Annotated in this window: 19 protein-coding genes and 2 tRNA genes; 18 read left to right on the top strand and 3 right to left on the bottom strand. The window is 57.4% G+C overall.

Going from position 1 to position 22,817, the window contains the following annotated elements; genetic code table 11:
* Nucleotides 1-21: 21 nt before the first annotated feature.
* Together MLD24_RS03670 and MLD24_RS03665 are read right to left on the bottom strand one after the other, a co-directional pair.
* Nucleotides 22-345 (bottom strand): branched-chain amino acid transporter permease, encoded by a 324-nt coding sequence (locus tag MLD24_RS03670; RefSeq protein ID WP_248164168.1) that lies wholly within the window; start codon nucleotides 343-345, stop codon nucleotides 22-24.
* Nucleotides 338-1,042: an AzlC family ABC transporter permease gene (locus tag MLD24_RS03665; RefSeq protein ID WP_227171335.1), complete on the bottom strand. Its 705-nt coding sequence runs from the start codon at nucleotides 1,040-1,042 to the stop codon at nucleotides 338-340. The genes MLD24_RS03670 and MLD24_RS03665 overlap by 8 nt, the downstream gene beginning before the upstream one ends.
* A gap of 154 nt (nucleotides 1,043-1,196) precedes the next feature.
* Between MLD24_RS03665 and MLD24_RS03660 the strand changes: the two genes are divergently transcribed.
* From MLD24_RS03660 to MLD24_RS03630, 7 genes are all read left to right on the top strand, one after another.
* On the top strand, nucleotides 1,197-2,807 hold the full coding sequence (locus tag MLD24_RS03660; protein ID WP_248164165.1) for a methyl-accepting chemotaxis protein: 1,611 nt from the start codon (nucleotides 1,197-1,199) through the stop codon (nucleotides 2,805-2,807).
* A gap of 38 nt (nucleotides 2,808-2,845) precedes the next feature.
* Nucleotides 2,846-3,082, top strand: coding sequence for a YheU family protein (locus MLD24_RS03655; RefSeq protein ID WP_227171333.1), 237 nt, complete (start codon nucleotides 2,846-2,848; stop codon nucleotides 3,080-3,082).
* A 129-nt stretch (nucleotides 3,083-3,211) separates the two neighbouring features.
* Nucleotides 3,212-3,871: a UvrY/SirA/GacA family response regulator transcription factor gene (uvrY, locus tag MLD24_RS03650; protein ID WP_227171332.1), complete on the top strand. Its 660-nt coding sequence runs from the start codon at nucleotides 3,212-3,214 to the stop codon at nucleotides 3,869-3,871.
* The gene (gene uvrC, locus MLD24_RS03645) at nucleotides 3,855-5,711 is read left to right on the top strand and encodes an excinuclease ABC subunit UvrC (protein ID WP_248164162.1); all 1,857 of its coding nucleotides are present in this window, start codon (nucleotides 3,855-3,857) and stop codon (nucleotides 5,709-5,711) included. The genes uvrY and uvrC overlap by 17 nt, the downstream gene beginning before the upstream one ends.
* Nucleotides 5,712-5,717: 6 nt before the next feature.
* The gene (gene pgsA / locus MLD24_RS03640) at nucleotides 5,718-6,299 is read left to right on the top strand and encodes a CDP-diacylglycerol--glycerol-3-phosphate 3-phosphatidyltransferase (RefSeq protein ID WP_227171330.1); all 582 of its coding nucleotides are present in this window, start codon (nucleotides 5,718-5,720) and stop codon (nucleotides 6,297-6,299) included.
* A gap of 117 nt (nucleotides 6,300-6,416) precedes the next feature.
* Nucleotides 6,417-6,492 (top strand) — tRNA-Gly (locus tag MLD24_RS03635).
* 88 nt (nucleotides 6,493-6,580) lie between these two features.
* A tRNA-Cys gene (locus MLD24_RS03630) sits at nucleotides 6,581-6,654 on the top strand.
* Nucleotides 6,655-6,860: 206 nt separating this feature from the next.
* On the opposite strand, the gene MLD24_RS03625 is transcribed toward MLD24_RS03630, so the two are convergent.
* A complete protein-coding gene (locus tag MLD24_RS03625; RefSeq protein WP_248164159.1) occupies nucleotides 6,861-8,264 on the bottom strand; it encodes a bifunctional diguanylate cyclase/phosphodiesterase in 1,404 nt (467 codons plus the stop codon).
* A 353-nt stretch (nucleotides 8,265-8,617) separates the two neighbouring features.
* Between MLD24_RS03625 and MLD24_RS03620 the strand changes: the two genes are divergently transcribed.
* From MLD24_RS03620 to fepB, 11 genes are all read left to right on the top strand, one after another.
* Nucleotides 8,618-8,986 (top strand): VOC family protein, encoded by a 369-nt coding sequence (locus MLD24_RS03620; protein ID WP_248164156.1) that lies wholly within the window; start codon nucleotides 8,618-8,620, stop codon nucleotides 8,984-8,986.
* Nucleotides 8,987-9,571: 585 nt separating this feature from the next.
* Complete coding sequence (locus MLD24_RS03615) at nucleotides 9,572-10,360, top strand: alpha/beta fold hydrolase (RefSeq protein ID WP_227171327.1); 789 nt, start codon at nucleotides 9,572-9,574, stop codon at nucleotides 10,358-10,360.
* Between the two features lie 332 nt (nucleotides 10,361-10,692).
* Complete coding sequence (locus tag MLD24_RS03610; protein WP_248164154.1) at nucleotides 10,693-11,814, top strand: metallophosphoesterase family protein; 1,122 nt, start codon at nucleotides 10,693-10,695, stop codon at nucleotides 11,812-11,814.
* Entirely contained in the window at nucleotides 11,811-14,450 is a 2,640-nt protein-coding gene (locus MLD24_RS03605) for an AAA family ATPase (protein ID WP_248164152.1), read from the top strand. Before MLD24_RS03610 ends, MLD24_RS03605 begins: the two co-directional genes overlap by 4 nt.
* 108 nt (nucleotides 14,451-14,558) lie before the next feature.
* On the top strand, nucleotides 14,559-14,906 hold the full coding sequence (locus MLD24_RS03600; protein WP_248164138.1) for a nucleotide pyrophosphohydrolase: 348 nt from the start codon (nucleotides 14,559-14,561) through the stop codon (nucleotides 14,904-14,906).
* Between the two features lie 9 nt (nucleotides 14,907-14,915).
* Entirely contained in the window at nucleotides 14,916-17,300 is a 2,385-nt protein-coding gene (locus MLD24_RS03595) for a DNA/RNA helicase domain-containing protein (protein WP_344817049.1), read from the top strand.
* 163 nt (nucleotides 17,301-17,463) lie between these two features.
* Complete coding sequence (locus MLD24_RS03590; protein WP_248164135.1) at nucleotides 17,464-17,835, top strand: ATP-dependent Clp protease adaptor ClpS; 372 nt, start codon at nucleotides 17,464-17,466, stop codon at nucleotides 17,833-17,835.
* A 140-nt stretch (nucleotides 17,836-17,975) separates the two neighbouring features.
* On the top strand, nucleotides 17,976-19,766 hold the full coding sequence (locus tag MLD24_RS03585; protein WP_248164132.1) for a sensor histidine kinase: 1,791 nt from the start codon (nucleotides 17,976-17,978) through the stop codon (nucleotides 19,764-19,766).
* A gap of 14 nt (nucleotides 19,767-19,780) precedes the next feature.
* Nucleotides 19,781-20,563 (top strand): substrate-binding periplasmic protein, encoded by a 783-nt coding sequence (locus tag MLD24_RS03580; RefSeq protein ID WP_248164130.1) that lies wholly within the window; start codon nucleotides 19,781-19,783, stop codon nucleotides 20,561-20,563.
* A gap of 83 nt (nucleotides 20,564-20,646) precedes the next feature.
* The gene (locus tag MLD24_RS03575; RefSeq protein WP_248164127.1) at nucleotides 20,647-21,720 is read left to right on the top strand and encodes a helix-turn-helix transcriptional regulator; all 1,074 of its coding nucleotides are present in this window, start codon (nucleotides 20,647-20,649) and stop codon (nucleotides 21,718-21,720) included.
* Nucleotides 21,721-21,889: 169 nt separating this feature from the next.
* Entirely contained in the window at nucleotides 21,890-22,816 is a 927-nt protein-coding gene (gene fepB, locus MLD24_RS03570) for a Fe2+-enterobactin ABC transporter substrate-binding protein (protein WP_248164124.1), read from the top strand.
* Nucleotide 22,817: the final 1 nt, after the last annotated feature.

Below are 22,817 nucleotides of genomic sequence, written 5' to 3'. Positions count from 1 at the left end.
GTTCTAGTCTAGAGAAGGTACCTAGAACTGCTGTACCAGCATATAACAGACCGTACCTGCCGCAATTGAGAGCAGGGCGTGTCGCTTCCACAGATGCAGCACAACCACCACCAATGCCGGCCCAATGGCATCCAGTCCGAAGGTTGGGGCTGACCAGTGGGCGGACCGGTGCAGGAAGATGATCACCAGCAGAGTCATCACCGCTGCGGGGAGAAACTGGCCCAGATGCTGAAGCAGCGGGTGTTCGCTGTGCCGTGACAGAAACACGAATGGCGTAACCCGGGTCAGAAAGGTGGCCAGGGCGGTAACGGCGATAAAGGCGGCCAGGTACATCGGTTCAGTCATGGTTGGCCTCCCGGGTCAACGTGGTATTCCGCTGCAGGTTGTATTGCAGCAACAGGGCGGCGGTCACCATCACGATGGCGCCAATCAACTGCTGTGCCGGCGGCAGCAGCGCCAGGGCGAGACCGGCCGCCGCCGCCCCCATCCACAGGGGCTTCTGGCTGCCCAGGGCCTTGAACTGTTCAATGGCGAGCACGATAAACAGCGCAACCAGCGCAAACTCGATGCCGGTGCTGTCGAACTCCACCGAACGGCCGAGCAGCGCGCCAATGGCGCAGCCAAGGACCCAGTAAATCTGGTTGGCAAAGGTGATGGCGACGTCAGTACGGTGCTCTTCCTGAGGCGAGCCTCCGCGCGGTCGGGTGGTCAGCAGGGAATAGGTTTCATCGGTGAGCCCGAAGATCAGATAGAGCTTCTTGAGGCCGGCACCACGGAACTGCCGCAGCAGCGACAGGCCATAGAAGACATGGCGGGCATTGAGCACGAGCATGGCGACAAACACTTCCAGCAACCCGGCGTGGGCTGCCAGCAGGCTGACGGCCAGAATTTGCCCCGCACCGGCATAGATCACCACCCCCATCAGCGGCGCCAGCCACCAGGCGTAATCGAGTTGGGTGGCGAACAGAACGCCAAAAGCAGTGCCCAGCGGCACATAGCCGAAGAGGATCGGCAGGGTCAGACGAAAGATGTTGGGGATCATGGAGGGCTCTTAAAACCGAATGATATTAGATTATTCCAGTTGAGCTGCCAAGGGCGGCGGTCACGTTGTCAGAAACCGGGCGCTGGTTCTGCAATTATACCGTCATAAAAAAGTCATACCCTGCGTTTACATGTCGTTTTCCTGGGGTTATCCCATGCTCAGAACCGTCCGCAGCCGCATCCTGTTCTTTTCCAGTCTGTCGATCTTGGCGCTGGCCGCTTTGGCGGCGCTGGCATGGACAATCATGACGACCGCGGAGCAGGCCACCCATAAGCTGGTGCAGGAGAGCCTGACGGATTCCTGGGCGCTCAGTGATCTGGAAGCGGAACACCGCCACCTGCAGGACCTGGCCTACCGGATCAAGGCCCAGTTGCTGCTGTGGGATGAGATTGACACCGAGTTTGGGCGCATCCAGGCCGAGGTTCCCCGGCATTGGCAGCGGGTGCAGCGCTCGGCTTCGCTGGCGGAATGGGCTGACGAACACCGAGGCGCTTACCAGAAAGTGGAGGCGTTGCTGGCAGCGTTGCAGGAGGGGATCGAGGAGCGCAGCTACTACCAGGCCGGCAAGGTGGTGGACTTCCAGCTGTTCCCGTCGCTTGACCCAATGCTTAAAGCCATTGCCGAGCGGCGAGCGGCCAGTCGCGCCGATGTTGAGCAGGAATCTTCGGACCTGCTGGCGTTCCTGGTGCAACAACAGCGCATTCTGGTGGTGGGTTCCGTGGCCTTTCTGATTGCCATAGTGGCGATGACATTGTGGTTGCGGGCGCTGGTGATCGTCCGGCTGCAGCGGATGGAAAGGGACTTGCGGGCCATGGAGGCCAGTTCCGACCTTACCTGCCTGCCGGTGGTTTCAGGCCGCGACGAGGTGGCGGGCGTTGGATCAGCCCTGTCCGGGCTGGTCGGCCGGTTTGAACAGTTTATTCACGATATCCGCCACACCGCCCTCAGCGTCAGTGACCGATCCGAGACCCTGGAGGCACAGGCTGAAGAGGTTCAGGCCTCGACCGGCCGCACCCGTCAGCAAATCAGCGATGTGAACCAGTCGATGGCTGCCATTGCCGATCAGGCTTCGGCCATCGAACAGGCCACCCAGGCTTCCGACGCCACCGTCAGGACCGCGGTGGAGAGCAACCGGGAAGTGCAGGACGGGTTGCGCCAGAGTGAGGAGGCCGCCGAACATGCGATGACGGTGATCGACCGGGTCGCTACCTCCATCTCAGTGTTGAACGACTCCTCCGGTAAGATCGAGCAGGTGATTGGTGTTATTGCCGACATTGCCGAGCAAACCAACCTGCTGGCCCTGAATGCCGCCATTGAGGCTGCGCGGGCAGGAGAGAGCGGACGCGGCTTTGCGGTGGTGGCCGACGAAGTGCGCAACCTGTCCCGCCGTACCGGTCAGTCAACCGGTGAGATCCGCCAGTGGGTGAACGATCTGCTAAACGGTGTTCGCGAGGTGGAGTCGCTGCTGGCGGACATGCGTGATGCCGGCAGTCGCAACAGCGAGCGCCTGGATGTCCTGAAGCTGCAGCTTGGTGGGCTGAGGGCGCAGTTTGAGGAGCTGGCCAGACACAGTGAAGAGATCAACGGTGCAATCGCGTTGCAGCGTGAAGAGATCGATCGGGTGGGGCGTCGCGCCCGGGCTCTGGATGAAAGCGCCGGACTGTTGACGGACAGTGTGGCCAATACCCGACAGGTGAGTGACGGCCTCCGGGAAGCGTCCCGTTCGATGACATCATTGGCATCGAGTTTTACCACCGCTGGGTAGTATACTGGCGAACTTCACGCTCAACGCCAGGAGGTGTCATGTCAGCCCCGGACCCGCGCCAGGAACCTTTTATTGTCGACACCGACCTGCTGACCGCAGATCAGCTCGAAGGCCTGGTGGCGGAATATTGCACCCGATACCACGGCCTGAACGAGCAGGAGTCCCCCATGGGAGAGCAGAGCCGCGTGATGGCCGCGGTGAAACGTGGTGAACTGGTGGTCTGGTTCGACCCGGTCGAGAACACCGCAGGTCTCGGCCAGCCCCATCCTGCCTGACCTCGTCAGGGCTGCCTGAATCCCGGAATTGCGAGACGTTACTATCGCTCTCGTTTCTCAGGCGTTACAATCCCGTTATCTTCTGGCCCGAACTTTCCGGCGTAAAAACAGCCTTGCGAGAGGTGAGATTTGATCAGGGTACTGGTTGTCGACGACCACGAATTGGTGCGCTCCGGCATCACCCGGATGCTGGTGGACGACGCCGACATCGAAGTGATTGGCGAGGTGGCCTCCGGCGAGGACGCCATTGATGCCGTGCGACAGAATCGCCCGGACATCGTGCTGATGGACATTCGCATGCCCGGCATCGGGGGACTTGAGGCCACCCGTCGCATTCTCCGCATTGATGACTCCATCCGGGTCATTGTGGTGACCGCCTGTGCGGACGATCCCTATCCCACCCGGGTGATGCAGGCGGGTGCCACCGCTTACATTACCAAGGGGGCGGATATCCGCGAGATGGTTCGGGCGATCCGCATGGCCCACTCCGGCCAGCGTTACATCAGTCCCGAGATTGCCCAGAAAATGGCGCTCAAGAACCTGGGCGGCGATGTGGGCGAAGAGCCCGGAGAAAGCCTGTTCGATCGCCTGTCTGAGCGGGAGCTGCAGATTGCCATGATGGTGGTGGACTGCCAGAAAGTGCAGGACATCTCAGACAAGCTGTGCCTCAGCCCCAAAACCGTGAACACCTACCGCTATCGGATCTTTGAGAAGCTGGAAATCTCCAGCGACGTGGAACTGGCCCTGATGGCGGTCCGGCTCGGATTGCTCGATGCCGACAAGGTCTGACACCGCTTCTCCCCAGGGCTTCGACAGCAAGGCCTTTCTCAAACAACTGACTGAACGTCCCGGCGTCTACCGCATGTATGACCGGGAGGATCAGGTGTTGTACGTGGGCAAGGCCCGCAACCTGCGCAAGCGGGTTTCCAGCTACTTCCGCAAGACCGGTCTGGCGCCGAAAACCGAAGCGCTGGTGGCCCGGATTGAGCGTATCGAGGTCACCATCACTGGCAGCGAGACGGAAGCGCTGCTGCTGGAACAGAACCTCATCAAGTCCCTCAAGCCGCCGTACAACATTCTGCTGAGGGACGATAAGTCCTACCCCTACATCTACCTGTCGTCCCATCAGGACTACCCGTCACTGACGTTTCGGCGCGGGCGCAGCAAAAAGGGCGGAGGCACCTGGTTCGGACCGTTCCCCAGCTCTGGTGCGGTGCGTGAAAGCCTGAACATCCTGCAGAAGATCTTCAAGATCCGATCCTGCAGTGAAAGCTACTTCCGCAACCGAACCCGGCCCTGCCTGCAGTATCAGATCAACCGTTGCACCGCCCCCTGTGTGGAGTTTGTATCGCCAGAGGCGTACCTGGAAGACATTCGCCATGCCACCATGTTCCTGGAAGGTAAGAACCCGGCGATCATCCAGGATCTGATGACCGCCATGGAGCAGGCCTCCCAGGCGCTCCAGTTTGAGCAGGCAGCGGCCTATCGGGACCAGATCAACCATCTGCGCCACGTACAGGAACAGCAGTCGGTGGAGGCCGAGGGGGGCGATGCCGATGTGATCGCTCTGGCACAGGACGCCGGCATCACCTGTGTGGTGGTCATCATCGTGCGCGGGGGCAGGGTGCTTGGCACCAAGGATTACTTCCCCCGTTTCTCCCTCGAGCAGTCAGAAGGCGAGTTGCTCAGTGCCTTTCTGGGCCAGTTTTACTTCGGTGGCGACGTCAAACGGGACATACCCCGGGACGTGCTGGTGGATGCGGACGTGGATGGCCGGGAGCTGCTGGCCCAGGCTCTTAGCGAAGCCGCCGGGCGCGAAGTGCGCATCCGCGGCAACGTGCGTGGCGAGCGTCGGCGATGGCTGGAACTGGCTACCACCAATGCCCGCCAGACCCTGCTGAGCCACCTCGCCAGCAAGGAAACAGTCTACCGTCGCCTGCTGGCGTTGCGGGAGTTGCTGGAGCTGACCGAGACCCCCGCACGGATGGAATGCTTCGACATCAGCCACAGCCATGGCGAAAATACGGTCGCATCTTGCGTGGTTTTTGATGAGAATGGTCCGCTGAAATCCGATTACCGGCTGTACAACATCGAAGACATCACCGCCGGTGACGATTACGCCGCCATGCGCCAGGTACTGACCCGGCGCTACCGGCGGGTGGCTGCGGGCGAGGGCAAGCGGCCGGACCTGGTGTTTATCGATGGTGGTAAAGGCCAGCTCAATATTGCTCGGGAAGTCTTTGATGAACTTGAGATTTCCGACATTCCGCTGATCGGTGTGGCGAAAGGCGTGACCCGGCGAGCGGGAATGGAGCAGTTGATCGACGCCATGACAGGCGATGTATTCAGGGTGCCCGCCGACTCACCGGCATTGCACCTGATCCAGCACATACGGGACGAGTCGCACCGCTTTGCCATTACCGGGCACCGGGCTCGTCGCGACAAGAAACGACGGCAGTCCACCCTGGAAGGGATCGACGGAGTGGGCGCCAAGCGCCGCCGGGAGCTGATACGGTATTTCGGTGGTATCCAGGAAATTCGCAAGGCCAGCGTTGACGAGATTGCCAAGGTGAAAGGCATCAGCAAAACGCTGGCGGAGAGCATCTACGCGGCCTTGCACGATGAGTAGGACTTCATGAATCTGCCCAACATACTGACGATGTCACGAATTGTCATGATCCCGGTCTTCGTGGCGGTGTTCTATCTACCGGTCGACTGGCGCTTCAGCGTCAGCGCCGCGATCTTTGCGCTGGCAGGCGCCACCGACTGGCTGGACGGCTACCTGGCGCGCCGCCTCAACCAGGCCACCCCGTTCGGCGCCTTCCTCGATCCGGTGGCCGATAAACTGATGGTGGCGGTGGCCCTGACGGTATTGGTGGAAGAACACCACAGCGCCATTCTCACCCTGCCTGCGGTTATCATCATTGGCAGGGAGATCGTGATCTCGGCCCTGCGGGAATGGATGGCGGAGATGGGCTCCCGCGCCAGTGTGGCGGTGTCCTACATCGGCAAGATCAAGACCACTGCCCAGATGGTGGCGATCATCATGTTGCTGGCGTTCCCGCCTGGTATCAGCTGGGCGTTGGTCGGCACGGTGCTGCTCTACATCGCCGCGGCGCTGACCCTGTGGTCCATGGTGCTGTACCTGCGTGCCGCCTGGCCGGACCTGTTTCCCGCCAAGGCGAAGCAGGGCGCAAATCCCCAGTCAACGGACTGACTATAAAGTAATCAATCAGTTACAGTGAAAAAAATGAAAAAAAGGGGTTGACTCTCCGCCGGAATCCATTAATATATGCGCCACTTCAACGGCAACAGCCAAACGAAGTGACTTAAAGCGGGAATAGCTCAGTTGGTAGAGCACAACCTTGCCAAGGTTGGGGTCGCGAGTTCGAATCTCGTTTCCCGCTCCAATTTTTCCTCCGGTCCAACCGGTTGAAAATCCAAGTCTCTCACAGCCCACCTGAGAGCATAAAGTCCAGATTCCTACCGGACTTTCCCGGCGCGGTGGCAGAGTGGTTATGCAGCGGACTGCAACTCCGTGTACGCCGGTTCGATTCCGACCCGCGCCTCCATTTCTTTCCCCTTATTTACAGTCAGTTACCAGTTTCGAGCCAGAGCCGGCGTTTCGGCAGCGACATCATGGCGACAACGATTCATGAATTTTCCGGATCGCGGAGCGATTTCAGAGTCGATTTTGATCGTTCTGGCGGGCGAACCAATCGGTAATGTTTGCGCATTGCTTCGGTCTCATGAGTCGCTGAGAGAAGTCGGCGAATGTTCAAGGATGAGTAACGATTCGGTCTCGGCCTCCATGCTTGGCTTCATACATCGCCTCGTCAGCTCGTTGGATAAGAGTGTCGATAGAATCCCCTTGCCGGATCTCAGTAAGCCCGATGCTCATTGTCAGTGCAATGTGTTCATTGTTCGCCGAGAAATTTGCAGCCTTCAGTTTGCTGATGATGCGCTCCAGCAGCTTTTTCGCATCTAAGGCGGACGTTTCCGGAAAAGCCGCGATGAATTCCTCACCGCCCCACCGACAGTAGAGATCGACACAGCGGGAAGCGTCCTTTACCGTACGGGCAAATAGCTTCAGGGCATCATCACCGGCCGCATGGCCATAGGTGTCATTGAGCCGTTTGAAGTGATCGAAATCGAACAAGGCCACTGACAAAGGCTTTGCGTAGCGAGCCGCCCGCTCAACCTCCTCGTTCATAACGCCTTCCATATGTCTCCGGTTGTAGAGGCCCGTCAATGGGTCGGTCTGAGAGAGGGTCTCCAGCTCCTGCCGAGCCTGCTCCAGAGCTTTAAGATCGTAAAGTCGTGCCAACTCATGGCCGATCCATTCTGCGAACAGCTTCACCAGTTCGTAGTCCTGCTGGATAAAAGGCCTGGTTGGACTGGGGCTCGAGAAATTCAGCGTGCCATAGCGCTTCTCGTCAACGAAGATTGGCGCCCCCAGGTAGGCCTCCAGTCCGAAATTGAGATAGCAGGGATGCTTCTGAATGGAGCTGTGCGCTACATGGTGGAACCCCTGGGTGTTATTGGCCGCATAAACATGGCTGCAGTAGGTGCCTTCCAACTCAAACGTCATGCCCGGAGTGAGCGCGTTTTCCGGATGAATGGCCTGCATCACGGTGTAGGTGTTGCCTTCAATCTTACTGAAGATGCCAATCGGCAGGCCGAAGTGCCGACTGCCCAGCTTCAGCATCGCATCAACCCGCTGCTCAAAGTCCAGTGCACGGGAAGACGTGATGGAGTGCAGCTCGTTAAGGGTTTGCTCGGTGGCCACCCTGGTAGAGACATCCTTTACAATCCCGATGAAAAACAGAACCTGACCGGACTTGTCCCTGACCGCCCCGCCCAGTGTTTCGCCATCAAACACCGTGCCGTCCTTGCGCTTATAGGAAGTGACATAGGCTTCACCGGCCGCTTGTGCAGCCTGGTTAAAGCGCTTCCTCCCCTGGTCCGCATAGTCGTCGGAGTTTGCGTACAGCATCAGGGTCTTGTTGCCCTCCATTTCCTGCTCGTTGTATCCGAACAACAGTCTTGCGGCATCATTGGTGGTCACCATTTCCCGATCGCTGTTGGCGATAATCACAGCATCATCCATGTGCGAGAAAATGTAGGGCAAGAGCTGATCAACGCTTGATGGCAGCGCCTCGATGCTGTTGTTCTGGTCCATCACTGGCTCCAATGAATCCGATTTTTTAAGAGGTTAGCACACAAAAGGTGCACAGAAAGTCGGACCAAAGGCGACACACGGTACTCTTGAGCGCCAGCGCCATGCCTCTTTTATGGTCAAACTCTGTCCCACGCCCTTGCCACAGAGCCACGAGCCATATAGCTTTTTACCGAACACAGCGTCATGGCGTGCCGGTGACTGGCTCTGGAGTCGCCAGCCGCCCATAGGGAATGACTTTTACCTTTCCGAAACCCCGACAATCGTGTCTATCAGGAAACTCTTTCCCAGCCGAGTAAAAAAGACAAAGCCTCACTCAGAAACCATTGTGCAATTAATCAAAATAAGGAAATACGATGCAAGCTAACAATATTAATAGCGTGATCTCAGTAATCCCTGTAAAGAACTTCGAGGAATCGCTCAATTGGTATAAAAAGCTGTTTGGTCGTGATCCGGATGTTGTACCTATGGAAGGTATCGCGGAATGGCAAGTTGTAGAAGCAGCATGGATTCAGGTTTCAATAGACCCTGAAAATGCGGGCAGCACAACCGTAGTTCTTGGTGTAAACGATGTAGAGGCACAGTGTAAAACGTGTTTAGAGGCCAACGTGCCAGTAGGAGACGTTGTAGAGTATCCAGGGGTTATCAAAATGGCGGAAGCTGTTGACCCGGACGGAAACAAAATATCTTTTGTTCAAGACATTTCAGATAGCTCCAGTGATTAAAGCTTCTTAAGCGTTATATCTGCGAATGAAAGATACAAGGCCAGGTAGCATCGAACGCGATGTACGCTGGACGCCGACAGCTCGGATCGCAGCGGCTAGTTGCTCGAGCAGAGGGTAGGGCGCCAGGCTGGCGCGTGAGTCTGCCTGGTTTCCTCGACATGATGAGGGCCTTCAGAGACCGCCCTCTATCACCAAGCAGGGGATGAGCGGAACCGTACTGGTTAGCAGACCGGTAACCGGCCCCAAAATGCATGATCTCACCATCCTTCACGCCCCCACAATTGCCAAAGACTGTTGCACGCCCTTGCCACACAGCGCTGAGCGAGATAGTTTTTACCTAACACAACGTCATGAAGCGCCGGTGGTTGGCCCTGGAGTCGCCAGCAGCCCATTGCCGACCATGGCGGCACTTGGTCTTCCGGAGTGATGGCCGGTCTGTCAACCGGACGACACCTCTAAAGGATGTAATGAGCTGCACGCTGAATCTGGATCGACTTCGCCCACCCGATGTTCTGGCCGACCCGGCCATCGGGTATCTAAGACCCCGAAGCCGCTTTTTCCCGTTAGTAAGCCTAAGGAATAATCATGCTTGATCATCAAAGCGGCGCATTCCTTGATCTAGACGATGCGCGCATCTATTACGAAATGGCAGGATCACCGCACGGCCATCCGGTCATTCTCCTGCACGGAGGCCTTGGCAGCCTCGAAGATTTTCATCCCATCACCGGCCTGATTCCAGATTCGTTTCAAGTCGTCGCGATAGACATGCGTGGACACGGTCGTTCCACACTCGGCACGAAACCCCTCACGTACCAGCAGCATCAGGCTGATATCCAGTCACTCATCAGGCACCTAAACCTGAAAGAGTATTCGCTTCTGGGTTTCAGTGATGGCGGCATCGTCGCCTATCGGCTTGCAGCCGCCAACAATGTAGTCTGCGCGCTCGTCACCATAGGTGCTCAGTGGCGACTTTCCACGCAAGACCCGTCATTCGAAATTCTTGACGGGGTGACTGCAGCCGCGTGGACAGCGATGTTCCCTGATGCGCCACAAAAATATGGCGCGCTTAACCCGCAGGGGAGTTTCAATGGACTGGTCAAGTCCTGCGTCAATCTCTGGACCGACCTCGGCACGACGGGCTACCCCCAAGATTCGATCTCTAGTATTGATTGCCCTACGCTCATTCTCCGAGGGGATGGCGACTTTCTTCTTTCGCTGGAGGAAGCAGCAGAGGCCCAAGCCATGATTTCTGGCTCTTCATTCGGCAACATTCCATTTGCCGGACATGCTGCGATAGAGGAAGCTCCCGAAATTACCGGAGAAATTGTCCGCCGGTTCCTTCTCAATCCAAGGAAGGTGCAGGCTGAGGCTTAGCGATTCATTCAACCCGATGCCGGCGAACAGGGGGAGTCCTGGTCATTCGCTAAGTGATTCAAGGAAGGGGTATGTGGGTCATCACTAGTCTTGGCTCATTTGGTATCAGCCTCCCAATGATTGGTATTGGAGTCTATTGGTTTAAGCGTGGCTACCGTCACTTAATAAGTAACTGTGCTATCAACCGAACCACACCCCCAACGAATTGAAGAATACAGATTCCTCCCCAAGCTCAAGGGCTGCCACCACTACACCTGCTGCATCGCGTCTGTAAAGTAGTCACAGGTCGTCTAGAATGACGCAAAAATTCCGAGATCTATCAGGAAGATAAGATGCCAAAGATTTTGCACACGGCGGACTGGCAGATGGGCCGGGCGTTTACCCGCTTCGAAACGGAAGATGGCGCTGCGTTGGTTGAGGCCCGGTTTGAGGCCATCGAGACGCTTGCACGGCTGGCCACAGAAAACCAGTGTGATGCGGTATTGGTGGCGGGTGACGTCTTCGACGCCCAAACGGTCGCTGACCGGACGATTCGCAGGGTGTTCAATGGCACGCAGGGTTTTGCTGGCCCCTGGGTCATGCTTCCCGGTAACCACGATGCCGCCCTGGCAGAGAGTGTGTGGACGCGGGCTCAGCGCCTGGGGGCAGTGCCTGAGAACGTGCATCTCGCGCTTCATCCCGGTGTGATTGATCTGGAACCCCAGAGCCTAAGTATCCTCTGTGCCCCGCTGACACAACGCCACACCTACAGCGATCTGACCGAGCCATTCAGCGGCTACCAGACACCTGAAGGCTTTCTTCGAGTCGGCCTGGCCCATGGCAGTGTCCAGGGCCTGTTGCCGGACGAGATTGATTCCGCCAACCCCATCGCACCGAACCGTGCCGAAGCCAGCAGGCTGGACTACCTCGCCCTGGGTGACTGGCACGGCACCAAACAGATCGATGAGCGTACCTGGTACAGCGGAACCCCGGAGCCGGAACGGTTCCGCAATAATGAAGCGGGGAATGCCCTGATTGTTGACGTATCCGAGCCGGGTGCAACTGCCACGGTAACGCCTGTTCCAACAGGGCGGTATCAATGGCACCAGTTGCGGGAAACCCTGGCCGTCCACTCCGATCTTGAGCAACTGCTGGAATGTCTGAGTTCCTTGCCGGAATCCGCCGTTGTTGATCTGCGCCTTGACGGCTCGGTGACCCTGGCCGGCGAAGAAGCCCTGTTGAAGGCGTTGTCGGTTGCCGAAGCACGATTCCGCAGTCTTCGCTGCGAGCGGAGCGGGCTTCAGCTTGCCCCCACCGATGAGGACATTGCGGCCCTGAAAGCGGATGGCTACGTGGGCGAGGTGGTTGAGAGTCTGCGAGAGCGCCAAGAAGCAGCACAGGACGATGTCGCCCGGGATGCCTTGGCCATTCTGGCGGGTCTGCTCAGGGAGCGGGAACAGGAGGCGGCGCAATGAAGTTGCAGCGAATGCGCATTGAACAGCTGCGCCAGTTCCGCAAACCCTTTGTGTTGGACAACCTGCAACCCGGCCTCAACCTGATTCACGGCCCCAATGAATCCGGCAAGAGCACGCTGGTGCGAGCCATCCGTGCCGCGTTCTTCGAGCGTTATCGCTCAACGGCGGTTGACGATCTGCGACCGTGGAGTGACTCCGCCGCGGCACCCACCATTGAGCTGGATTTCGAGCACGACAACTGCGCTTGGCGTCTCACCAAAAGCTTTCTTCAGCGCAAACGGTGCGACCTGGTTGTCGGCACCGACACCTACAGTGAAGACGACGCCGAAGAAAAGCTGGCCGAATTGCTGGGTTACCAGTACCCGAAACGTGGTGCCAGCAAGGCCGAACACTGGGGCATACCGGGATTGCTGTGGGTGGAGCAGGGCACCGGGCAGGACATTGAGGCGGCCATAGAGCATGCCGGCGATCACCTCAAGTCCGCCCTGAACTCCATGGTCGGAGAGGTGGCCAGCTCCGGGGGCGACGACCTGATCGAGACGGTTCGCAGCCAGCGGGACACCTTGCTGACAGGCACCGGCAAGCCCCGGGGTGACTATCAGAAACTGGAAAAAGACCGCGCCCACTATGAACTCGAGATTGAACAGCTGAAGGAGCGGGTGCACAAATACCAGGAGCAGGTCGACCGGCTTGGAAAACTGACCCATGACTATGATCAGGCAGAGCTCGAGCGCCCCTGGGACGACGCCCAACGCCAACTGGAGCGGGCACGGGCGCGTTATCAGCAGGTTGAGCGCCTGCAGCAGCAACAGGAGCAGGAGAAAGCCACGCTCGCCCAACAGCAGCAAACCCACCGCCTGTTGCAGCAGAACAAAGAACACCTGGAAGGGCTCAGTCGCCAGCTCGAAGGCCGAAAGGCCGAACTGGATCGTGCCGAGCGCGACCTCACTGTAGCGGAAGCTCAAATGCCGGCAATCACCGGCCGTTTGACCGAAGCAAAAACCGCCTATGAGCAGGCGGAAAAGCGGCGCAAACTGGCGGGCTTGCTGCAAACCCGGGCGCGTCTGGAGCAGGATGTGCGGCGGCTCGAACAGCAAAGACAGATGCTGGGCCAGAACCTGGCCAAAGCGAGGGAATACCACCAGCAGTTGGAGCAAGCCAGACAACAGGCCCGGGAAAACCGTACTGACTCAGAATTGGTCGGAAAGCTGAGAGCAACGGGGAACCAGCTCAACGACGAAACCATTCGCTCACGGACCATCGCTACCCGGTTGAGCTGGCAACTGGATGCCGACGCATCCCTGACCCTGAACAACGAAGCGCTCACCGGGGAGGGCGAGCAGCAGCTTTTGGAAGAATCCACACTGGTGATTCCAGGCGTGGGCACCCTCGGCATTACACCGGGTGGTGAAGAGCTGGCCAGCACCCGCAGGAAACTCAATACCCTTGAGGAAAACCTGGCAGAGCAACTGAAGGCCCTTGGCGTGGCCACCGTGGCGCAGGCAGAAGAACGTCTTTCTGCTTTTGAGAGCGCCGGAAGAGCCCAGAAGCATGCCGAAGATCTGTTGAAATCCGTGGCGCCGGCCGGTATTGAGCAACTGGTCTCCGAACAGAACGAAGCAGAAAGCGAGCTGGAGAAGGCCAGACGCCAACTGGAAGCCACGCCCAAACCGAATCCGGACGAGGATGTGCCGGTTCTGGAAGAAGCGGAAGCAGCGCTAGCGCGGGCGTCCGCGGCACTGGATAAGGCCGAATCCGACGCTCGCGAGCATCAGTCCGGGCTGTCTGCCCTCAAGCAGGCCCGGGACAACGCGCAAACCGAATGGCAGCGGCTGGCGGATGAAGAAAAGAGCCCGGAACGGCAGCAACAGCTGCGCCAGATCAGCGCTGATCTTACGACCATCGAAAAACAGCAGGCCGAACTCGGAGCCAGCCTGGAACGCCGTGAACGGGAAATCCGCGAGGCCCGCCCGGAGTTTCTCCGGCAGGATATTGAACGGTATCAGAATGCGGTGAATCAACTGCGCCAGACCCAGGAGCAGCGGGGGCGTGAGCTTCGAGATATCAAAGTCAGGCTGGAAGCCTGGGGCGCAGAAGGGCTGGAAGAACAGCTCAATGAGAAAGAAGCGGAGTACGACCAGTGCAATCGCCGCTACCAGGAACTGCACCGCCGCGCCCAGGCGCTGGATCTGCTGTTGAATCTGCTCACCGAAAAGCGCCAGGCCCTCACACGCCGCCTGCAGGCACCGCTACAAAAACACCTGAACCACTACCTTTCAGTGCTGTTTCCAGAAGCGTCGCTGGAAGTGGATGAGCAACTTCGGCCGGGCACCTTCAGCAGGGGCGCCGAACTGGGGCAGATTACCGAACTGAGTTTCGGGGCACGGGAGCAGATGGGCCTCATCAGCCGCCTTGCCTACGCCGATCTGCTGCGCGAAGCAGGAAGGCCGACACTGGTGATACTAGACGACACCCTGGTGCACAGTGACAGCGATCGCCTCGAAGACATGAAACGCATCCTGTTTGATGCGGCCAGCCGGCATCAGATACTGCTGTTTACCTGCCATCCGGAGAAGTGGCAGGACCTTGGCGTGCCGCCTTTGGATATTCAGGTATCGAAAGAGTTGAGCGCTTAGCTGGTGTGTTAATCATGGACTATGTGGACCGGTACACTTGAGTTTGGTTAATGTGCAAATAGATCGAAAGCAAATGGTTTTGTCACCAGAAAGGGGAGTTTAGCCAAAATGGATTCGTTGGAAGAGTTGCGCCTGAAATTGAAGCAGTTTGCTGAAGAACGCGATTGGCGCCAGTTTCACTCACCGAAAAACCTTACCATGGCCCTCTGTGGTGAAGCGGGTGAGTTGTCGGAGCAATTCCAGTGGCTTAGCGAAGACGACTCGAAAAACCTCAGTGAAAAACGATTGGCAGCAGTAAAAGACGAAATTGCGGACATCCAGCTTTACCTTGTGCTCTTGGCAGATTCTTTGGGCGTCGATATTGCTGAGGAATCGGCCCGAAAAATAGAGGCAAATGCCCTCAAATATCCTGTTGCCAAGGCTAAAGGCAGCTCCAATAAATATAACGAGCTTTAGGGGTTGTACGTGATCGTCTATTCGGCATCTAAGGCGGAATTTGTTGAACATGTGAAGTTCAATCAGATCGAGAAGGTTATCGAGGAAGAGGTCCGGAGAAAGCTCAAGCGGAAAACTCCGAAATCCGAAATTGAGTCATGGAAAAATTCGCTTCAGTACATGTTTAACGCGTTGCTAGATCAACGTATACCGCCCTCAGCTGGTGTTGCAATTGAGTATACGATTCCACTTACCAGTCGCCGAGTTGATTTTATCCTGACGGGGAAAGATGCTTCGCGCAATGACACCGCAATTATCGTCGAACTAAAGCAATGGTCCGAAGCAGAGGTTACCGATAAAGACGCAATTGTTCGAACGTTTCTGAACGGGTCGATCCGTGAAGTTAACCATCCGTCCTACCAAGCGTGGTCGTATTCAGCCCTGATTGAAGATTACAACGAAACGGTTCGAGAGGAGCACATCAGCCTTCAACCCTGCGCTTATCTGCACAATATGGATAGTGGCGAGGCTATTAACGACTCCCGCTATGCTGAGCACACCGAAAGAGCGCCGGTTTATATCTCGAGCGATGCGAAAAAACTGTCGGAGTTCCTCAGGCGCAATATCCGGTATGGCGACAGCGATAACATCCTGTACCGAATCGAACATGGTGTAATCAAACCGTCAAAAGGACTTGCTGATTGCCTTGCTTCGATGCTTCGAGGCAACAGGGAATTCATTCTGCTCGATGAGCAGAAACTGGTTTACGAGACTGCACTGGATCTTGCCGAAGAAGGGCGCAAAAAGCCAAAACAGACCTTAATTGTGAAGGGTGGACCGGGCACAGGGAAATCGGTCGTTGCAATTAATGTTATCGTTGAAGCAACTAATAGAGAGATGCTGACTCAGTTTGTCAGCAAGAATGCAGCACCACGGGAAGTCTTTAAGGCTCGCCTGACAGGTACGATGCGCAAAACCCACATAGACAATATTTTCAGAGGTTCTGGGGGTTACATAGACACTGAGAACAACTTTTTTGATTTGCTGGTTGTTGATGAGGCTCACCGGCTTAACGAAAAGTCTGGGCTCTACGGAAATCTTGGTGAAAACCAGATAAAAGAAATTATAAATAGCGCCCGTACATCGGTCTTCTTTATTGATGAAGATCAGCGCGTCACGCTTTCTGATATAGGCACTGTGGAAGAGATTCGGAGTTTTGCCGGGCAATTAGGTTCAGACGTGACTATTATGGAATTGAGCTCACAATTCAGGTGCAACGGCTCGGATGGCTACCTAGCGTGGGTTGATCATATTCTGCAGATCAGGGAGACCGCCAATACATCATTGGATGGTATCGATTACGATTTTGGAGTCTTTGACGATCCGAATGAGCTCCGGGATTTTATTGAAAAGAAAAATCGCCGGGCAAACAAAGCACGCTTGGTTGCCGGTTATTGCTGGGACTGGAACAGCAGGAGGGATCCAGCAAGGTTTGACATCGAATTCTCTGAATATGATTTCAGAGCAAGGTGGAATCTCGACAAGCACGGTTCAAAATGGCTGATTGCTGAGGATTCTATTAGCGAGATTGGCTGTATCCATACATGTCAGGGTTTAGAACTTGACTATGTAGGCGTGATTATCGGAGATGATCTCGTAATCCGAGATGGAATTGCTGTCACGAACGCCGGCGCTCGCTCAAAATCTGATCGTTCTGTTCGTGGCTACAAAAAGAGGCTTATAGAGGATCGGGAGAGCGCCCTCGCGGATGCCGACATGATCATCAAGAACACATACCGTACGTTGATGACGCGGGGTATGAAAGGGTGCTTCATTTACTCTGCGGATGCAGAAACTAGAGAACACTTCCGTAGTTTTTCGGAAACCCAGATCATGGAGCAGACCGATAGCGTCGCAAGGCAGCGACTTCCCTATGAAGTAGTTGATTATGAATCGGCGCTCCCATACGACGGATTTGTTCCTCTGTTCGACCTGCAGGTGGCAGCCGGGGAATTCAGCGGATTCCAGTCACCGGCTGATGAATTTCAATGGGTAAAGCTGCCCGAGCACTTTGCAACGAGACCGGGCCAATTTGTCGCGCAGGTTGTTGGTGAGTCCATGAACAAACGCATACCGAATGGCGCATGGTGCCTTTTCAATGCAAATCCTGGGGGGACGCGAAATGGCAGGATAATGTTAGTACAACATCGTGCTATTGAAGATCCTGACAACGGCAGTTGCATCACTGTTAAGCTTTATCGCAGTGAAAAGACCGTTTCCGGCGATGAACTCGTCAACGAAAAAGTGATCCTGATGCCCGTTACTAGCGCTCATGGATATAGAGACATCGTTATCGAAGACGATGATCTTCACGACTTGAGAGTCGTTGGAGAATTTGTTGCGGTGTTGGCCTGAGAATATAAACAGAGGTGACGTGGGACGAAGACACGGTCACTATCAAGCTGTTTGCTGACTGGCAACCTGATGTTGATGAGCCCTGACCGGTGGCCCATACAGGCTCGACGCGAGAATGCATTGATGAGCCTCTGGCTAACGGTCTGACTGTATTTCAATGTGCATGGAGAGCATCCGTATTTTTGAGAGAATCTGTCATTGGCTTATTCGTTATCCGGTTGATCAGGGCGTTGATCCCAATGATTCTCCGCAGGTACCGGAGGAGGTGGAGGGACCAGATGCCCCCTATCTCGTCGTCATCTATAACGATGATGTTACGCCGATGGATTATGTGTTTGAGCTGTTGTTTGCCTATCTTCCCATGAGTCAGGAAGAGGCGTTTCAAATGATGCTTCGCATTCACAACGAAGGGCAGGGTATTGTAAGTCGCACCGGCCGAGAGGAGGCCCAGCTGCTGGTGCGCTGTGTCGAACGAGAGAATCGGATAGGCGGCTTTTCCCTCCGCTGTGGGGCGATCCGAGAAGCTGAGCTGTAAACCTGTTGTAAGCACGGCCATTGTCTCACCCCTTTCCAGTCCCCAGTCCCGGCACATCCCAGCCGACCTGCTACAGTTAGAGTGACATCAACCCCAAGGATGAGCCTGCTCTGGAATGCAGCGCCCGAAGGGAATGCGGCATGAGTGTAACCAAACGGGTAGTTCTGATCAGTGTGGTGGCGCAGTTGCTGTTGTTTTCGCTGTTTGCTGCCATCGCGATTTACTTTTTCTACAAGGAAGAGCGGTCGAGGCTGGATCAGCGGGCGGATTATCTGATTCATACCGCTGCCTCCATCTCCTCGGAACCGGTCTGGAATTTCAACAACGCAGTGCTTGAGCGGGTCACGGATGCCTTCTGCCAGGACCCGGCGCTGGCTGGTTGCCTGGTGGTGCAGGACAGGGCGAGCGTAAACGCGGCCCCGCCCAGCATTGTGGGGTACCTGGAGCACCTGGGGCCGGTGTCGCAGCGGATTGAACTGGATGAGCTGGTACCGCCGGACTCGGATTACTACGATTTTCTCACCCGCCACACGCCGGTGATGAGAAACGGCGAAGAGATCGCCCATGTTTACCTGTACTTCCAGGGCGATCAGCTGATGCAGGACATCGTCAGCCGCACGCTGGAACTGGTGATCATTTTCCTGGCGATGCTGTTGTCCAGCCTGTTGGTGACCTGGCTGGTTCTGGCCCGCTTCTTTGATCGGCCGTTCCAGCGGCTGCATGCGGTGGTGAGCGAAGCCAGTGACCGCCTGCGGGGCTTCCAGAAGCGTATTGAGAAAAGCGGCAGAGCAGACGCCGACGCCCTGCCGGACCGGAAGAACCTGTTCAAGGCGGCGGACATTCAGCCAGGGCAGAAGGACGAGTTTGGCTATTTTGCCCGTACCTTTGGCACGTTATTGACCAACTACTCCGGGCTGGCGGCCATGCTCTCCGCCAAGACCGAGGCGCTGTCCCACCTGAACGATGAGCTGGAAGAGCGGGTCAGGCAGCGTACCCGGGAGCTTGAGGAATCCACCGAGGCGCTGCAGAAATCCCTGACGTCGCTGCGCACCGCCCAATCCACCCTGGTGCAGCAGGAGAAGCTGGCCTCCATCGGCCAGCTGGCAGCGGGTATCGCCCACGAGATCAACAATCCCATCGGCTTCATCGCCAGTAACCTCAACCGGCTGAGTGAGTATCTGGCCAGTTACGAGGAGATCATTGTGTCGGTCGCAGAGGATCTCGGCAGGCTGCCTGAGCCACAGCGCGCCGCGTTGATCGAACGTTTTGAGGCGGTCAAGAAGGATGCGGATTTCGAGTTTATCCGCGAAGACTTTCCCGAGCTGATCAGCGACTGCCTGGAGGGCAGTGAGCGGGTGCGGGACATTGTTCAGAATCTGAAGGATTTTTCTCACATTGAGGCGAGCGGAGAACACGGCGAGCTGGGGCTGCACCAGGTGCTCAAAAACACCATCAAGCTGGTGTGGAATGAGCTGAAGTACGATTGCGAGCTGTCGTTTGACGAGTCCCCGGTGGCCGCGATTCAGGGCAACTACGGTGAGCTGTGCCAGGTGGCCTCCAATCTGCTGGTGAACTCCGCCCACGCCATCAAGGCCAAGGGTGTGCATGGCCAGATCACGGTGACATTGCTGGAGACGCCAACCCAGTCAGGTTTCTCCATTGAGGACAACGGCTGCGGTATGGACGAGGTCACCAAGCAGAAAGTCTTCGACCCGTTCTACACCACCAAGCCCGTGGGCGAGGGCACTGGCCTTGGCATGAATATCGTGTACGACATTGTGGTCAACAAGCACGGCGGAACCATCGAGATGGAAAGCCAGGTCGGGGAGGGCACCCGATTCACACTCTGGTTCCCCCGGGAGCCGGATGCGCCCTCCGATGCCGGGGAGACCAGCTCTGGATCACAAAGCAAGCAACCCCAACAGATATGAGTGAGGTGTATCGAGTGACATTCATTCCCACTATGCGCCTGTTGCAATGTCTGGCAGCGGCGGCCCTGATGTTGATGTCAACGTTCACGGTTGCGGACTGTGAGCTCAAGGTGGGCTGGGAGCCCTGGAAGCCATACAGCTACCTGGATGAGGAGGGGGCGCTTACTGGCCTGGATGTGGTACTGGTCCGGGCGATGGCTGCGGAGGCCGGCTGTGCGGTGAGTTTTGAGCGGATGCCGTGGGGGCGTCTGCTGGAGTCCCTGCGGTCAGGGCGGGATCTTCAGGTGGTCACCGGGGCATCCCGCATCCCGGAACGGGAAGCTTACGCCTGGTTTTCGGAGCCTTATCGGGATGAGACCATGCAACTGTTCATGCGTCGGGAGGACCTGGCGCGTTACGATTTTGCCCGCTTCGAGGACATGATCGGCAGCGGCTTCCGGTTGGGCACGGCGCGGAATTTCTTCTACGGCGACGCCTTTCTGGAGGTCATGGAAAATCCGCAATTCCGTGGCTTGATGGAGGAAGTGAACACCGATCTGCAGAACATTCTGAAACTGGAGGCCGGCCGTATTGACGGCTTTCTCGCCGATCAGTTCGTCGCGGCCCGGTTGATTCGGGAGCATGGGCCTACCGGCTGGATTCAGGCCCACCCTATGGCGGTGAACAGCGACCGTATTCATTTGATGTTCAGCAAGAACGCCGTTTCGCAGGACACGGTGCAGAAGTTCAACGAGGCGCTGGAGGCGCTCAAGAGATCAGGAGAATACGATCAGATTCTCTCAAGCTACCTGAATTAAGGTCTAGCTTCCCGACACGCCCCTTGCCAGGGCCATGAACAATGAGGAAAATCAAATGATACTCATTATTGTTCAGGTATGGCATGAGTGCATTGTCCAATATCAAGACGTCGTCGCTCCAGAACGACAGTGTGGTGGTCCGTCGTCTCCAGCAGTTTGGCGACCAGTTATCCAGGGCCTCTGCCGAAACCACCCTGGAGGCAACCTCCCTCGCTGATCACCCACGCAATGGTCACACCCGGCTCTGCCTGAACCCGCCGTTGGGCGAGGGATACCTGGAATCCATGCGGCTGCCGAGCGGGCTGGTGATCAGCCGCAAGGATTGCGCGCTGTCGCGGCCGATGACCAGTCGATACCAGCAGGTGTCCCGTACCCTCGGCTTCAGTCTGATCCTCGACGGTGCTTTTGACGTCCGCATTCCCCAGCTCAGCGTGTGCGATCGGGTGCAGTCCGGCTCGGTGTGGTTGAGCAGCGGACGACTGGCCTCGGTGACCACCCGCCATGTGCCGGGCAAACGGATGACTGGCATTGGCCTGGATCTGTCGCCACAGATGGTGGAAGCCTGGCAGGAGGAGGCTCCGGAGCCGTTGCGGCGGGCATTGCGGGATGCCTTGGCGGACCGGGGCGGCATCTGCGCCCCCTATACGCCCATGACGCCCACCATTCAGCGGCTGGCGCTGAAGATGCTGCGCTGCCCCACCACCAGTCTCTGTATGCGCCTGGAGTACGAATCCATGGCGCTCAGTCTGCTGGCATCCCTGCTGAGCATGGGAGACGGTGGGCTCAACCTGAGTGTGACGGAACGTCGCCAGGCCAGGCAGAAACGGCTGATTTCCGAGGCGTTAGACATTCTTCACGCCGAATGGCGTAGGCCTCCCACCATTGCCCAGCTGGCCGCGCGAGTGGGTATGAATGAGTGCTACCTCAAGGTGGGCTTCAAGGACGTCGTGGGCTCCACCATCGGCCAGTACGTGCGTGGATTGCGCATGGAGCAGGCCCGGCAGTTGCTGGCCAAGCAGGGCTATACCGTTCAGCAGGCCGCGCTGGAAGTGGGTTTCTCCAACCCCAGTCACTTCTCGGCGGCGTTCCGCTCTTACTTTGGCCATCGGCCATCGGCCTTCGGAAGCGGCGATCTCTGCTGGTCATTGATTTTGTAACTGCCAGGGATTGGCAGGCACTCGTCCGGTTTTCCCGTTTGCGGTGGTGTTTTTCCCGCTTCGGGTGGCCGGATTCCAGCAGTTGCGACACAGTCTGGCCCCGGTTTTCCAGTCACTCTTCACGGGCCACGGCATGCAGTCATTCTTCCGTTCGAACACTCTTTTACCCGTGTGTCTTGCGCTCATACTCGCCGCCTGTGGTCAGCCTGGCGGCGGTTCCGATACTGCCAGCGGGGCGGCGTGGCGGGAGTTTGTCAACGCCGACGGCTCGGTGACCGCTATCCCCGCCAAACCCGAGCGCATTCTGTCCACCTCGGTGACGGTGACCGGCATGCTGCTGGCGATTGATGCTCCGTTGGCCGCCAGCGCCGCTGCTGCGGATGGCAGCTTCTTCAGCCAGTGGCAGCCCATTGCCCGCGAGCGCGGCGTCACCAAGCTGTGGCCGGCGGGTGAGGTGGATCTGGAGGCTGCGATGACCCTGGCGCCGGACCTGATTGTGGTGTCTTCCACCGGCGGCGATTCCGCCCGGCATGCCCTGGCGGAGCTTCAGGCCATTGCCCCGACCATCGTGGTGGATTACAGCACCCAGAGCTGGCAGTCCCTGGCGGCCCGCCTGGCAGAGGCGACCGGCCTGGAGAATCGCGCCCGGCAGCGGATCGACAACTTCAATCGCTATCTGGCTGAGGCCCGCGACCGCCTGGAACCGCCACCAGGAAAGGTGAACATTGTCAGTTACCACGGCCCCGGCATCAGCAACCCGATTGCCACCAACGCCGGAGTTCACGGCAAGCTGCTGAAAGCCCTCGGGTTCACCCTCGAAGAGCCGGACCCGGCCTGGCACAGTCCGGGCTGGGGCGAGCGCAAGGATTTTGTGCGGGCCCAGTACGAACACCTCACACTGCTGAAGGCGCCGACTACCTTTCTGACCCGGAAGACCGATGACCAGGTCAGCGACTTCCTCAATGATCCGGTGCTGGCCAATCTGCCCTCGGTACAGACCGGACAGGTCTACGGCCTGGGGGCCAACTCCTTCCGTATCGACTACTACAGCAGCCTGGAAATCATCGACGGCATGCTGGCGCGGTTTGGCCGGTGAT

This window comes from Marinobacter xestospongiae (assembly GCF_023156385.1).
Classification (GTDB): domain Bacteria; phylum Pseudomonadota; class Gammaproteobacteria; order Pseudomonadales; family Oleiphilaceae; genus Marinobacter; species Marinobacter xestospongiae.
The sequence above is the reverse complement of the archived record's forward strand: the minus strand, read 5'-3'. Positions and strand labels throughout refer to the sequence as shown.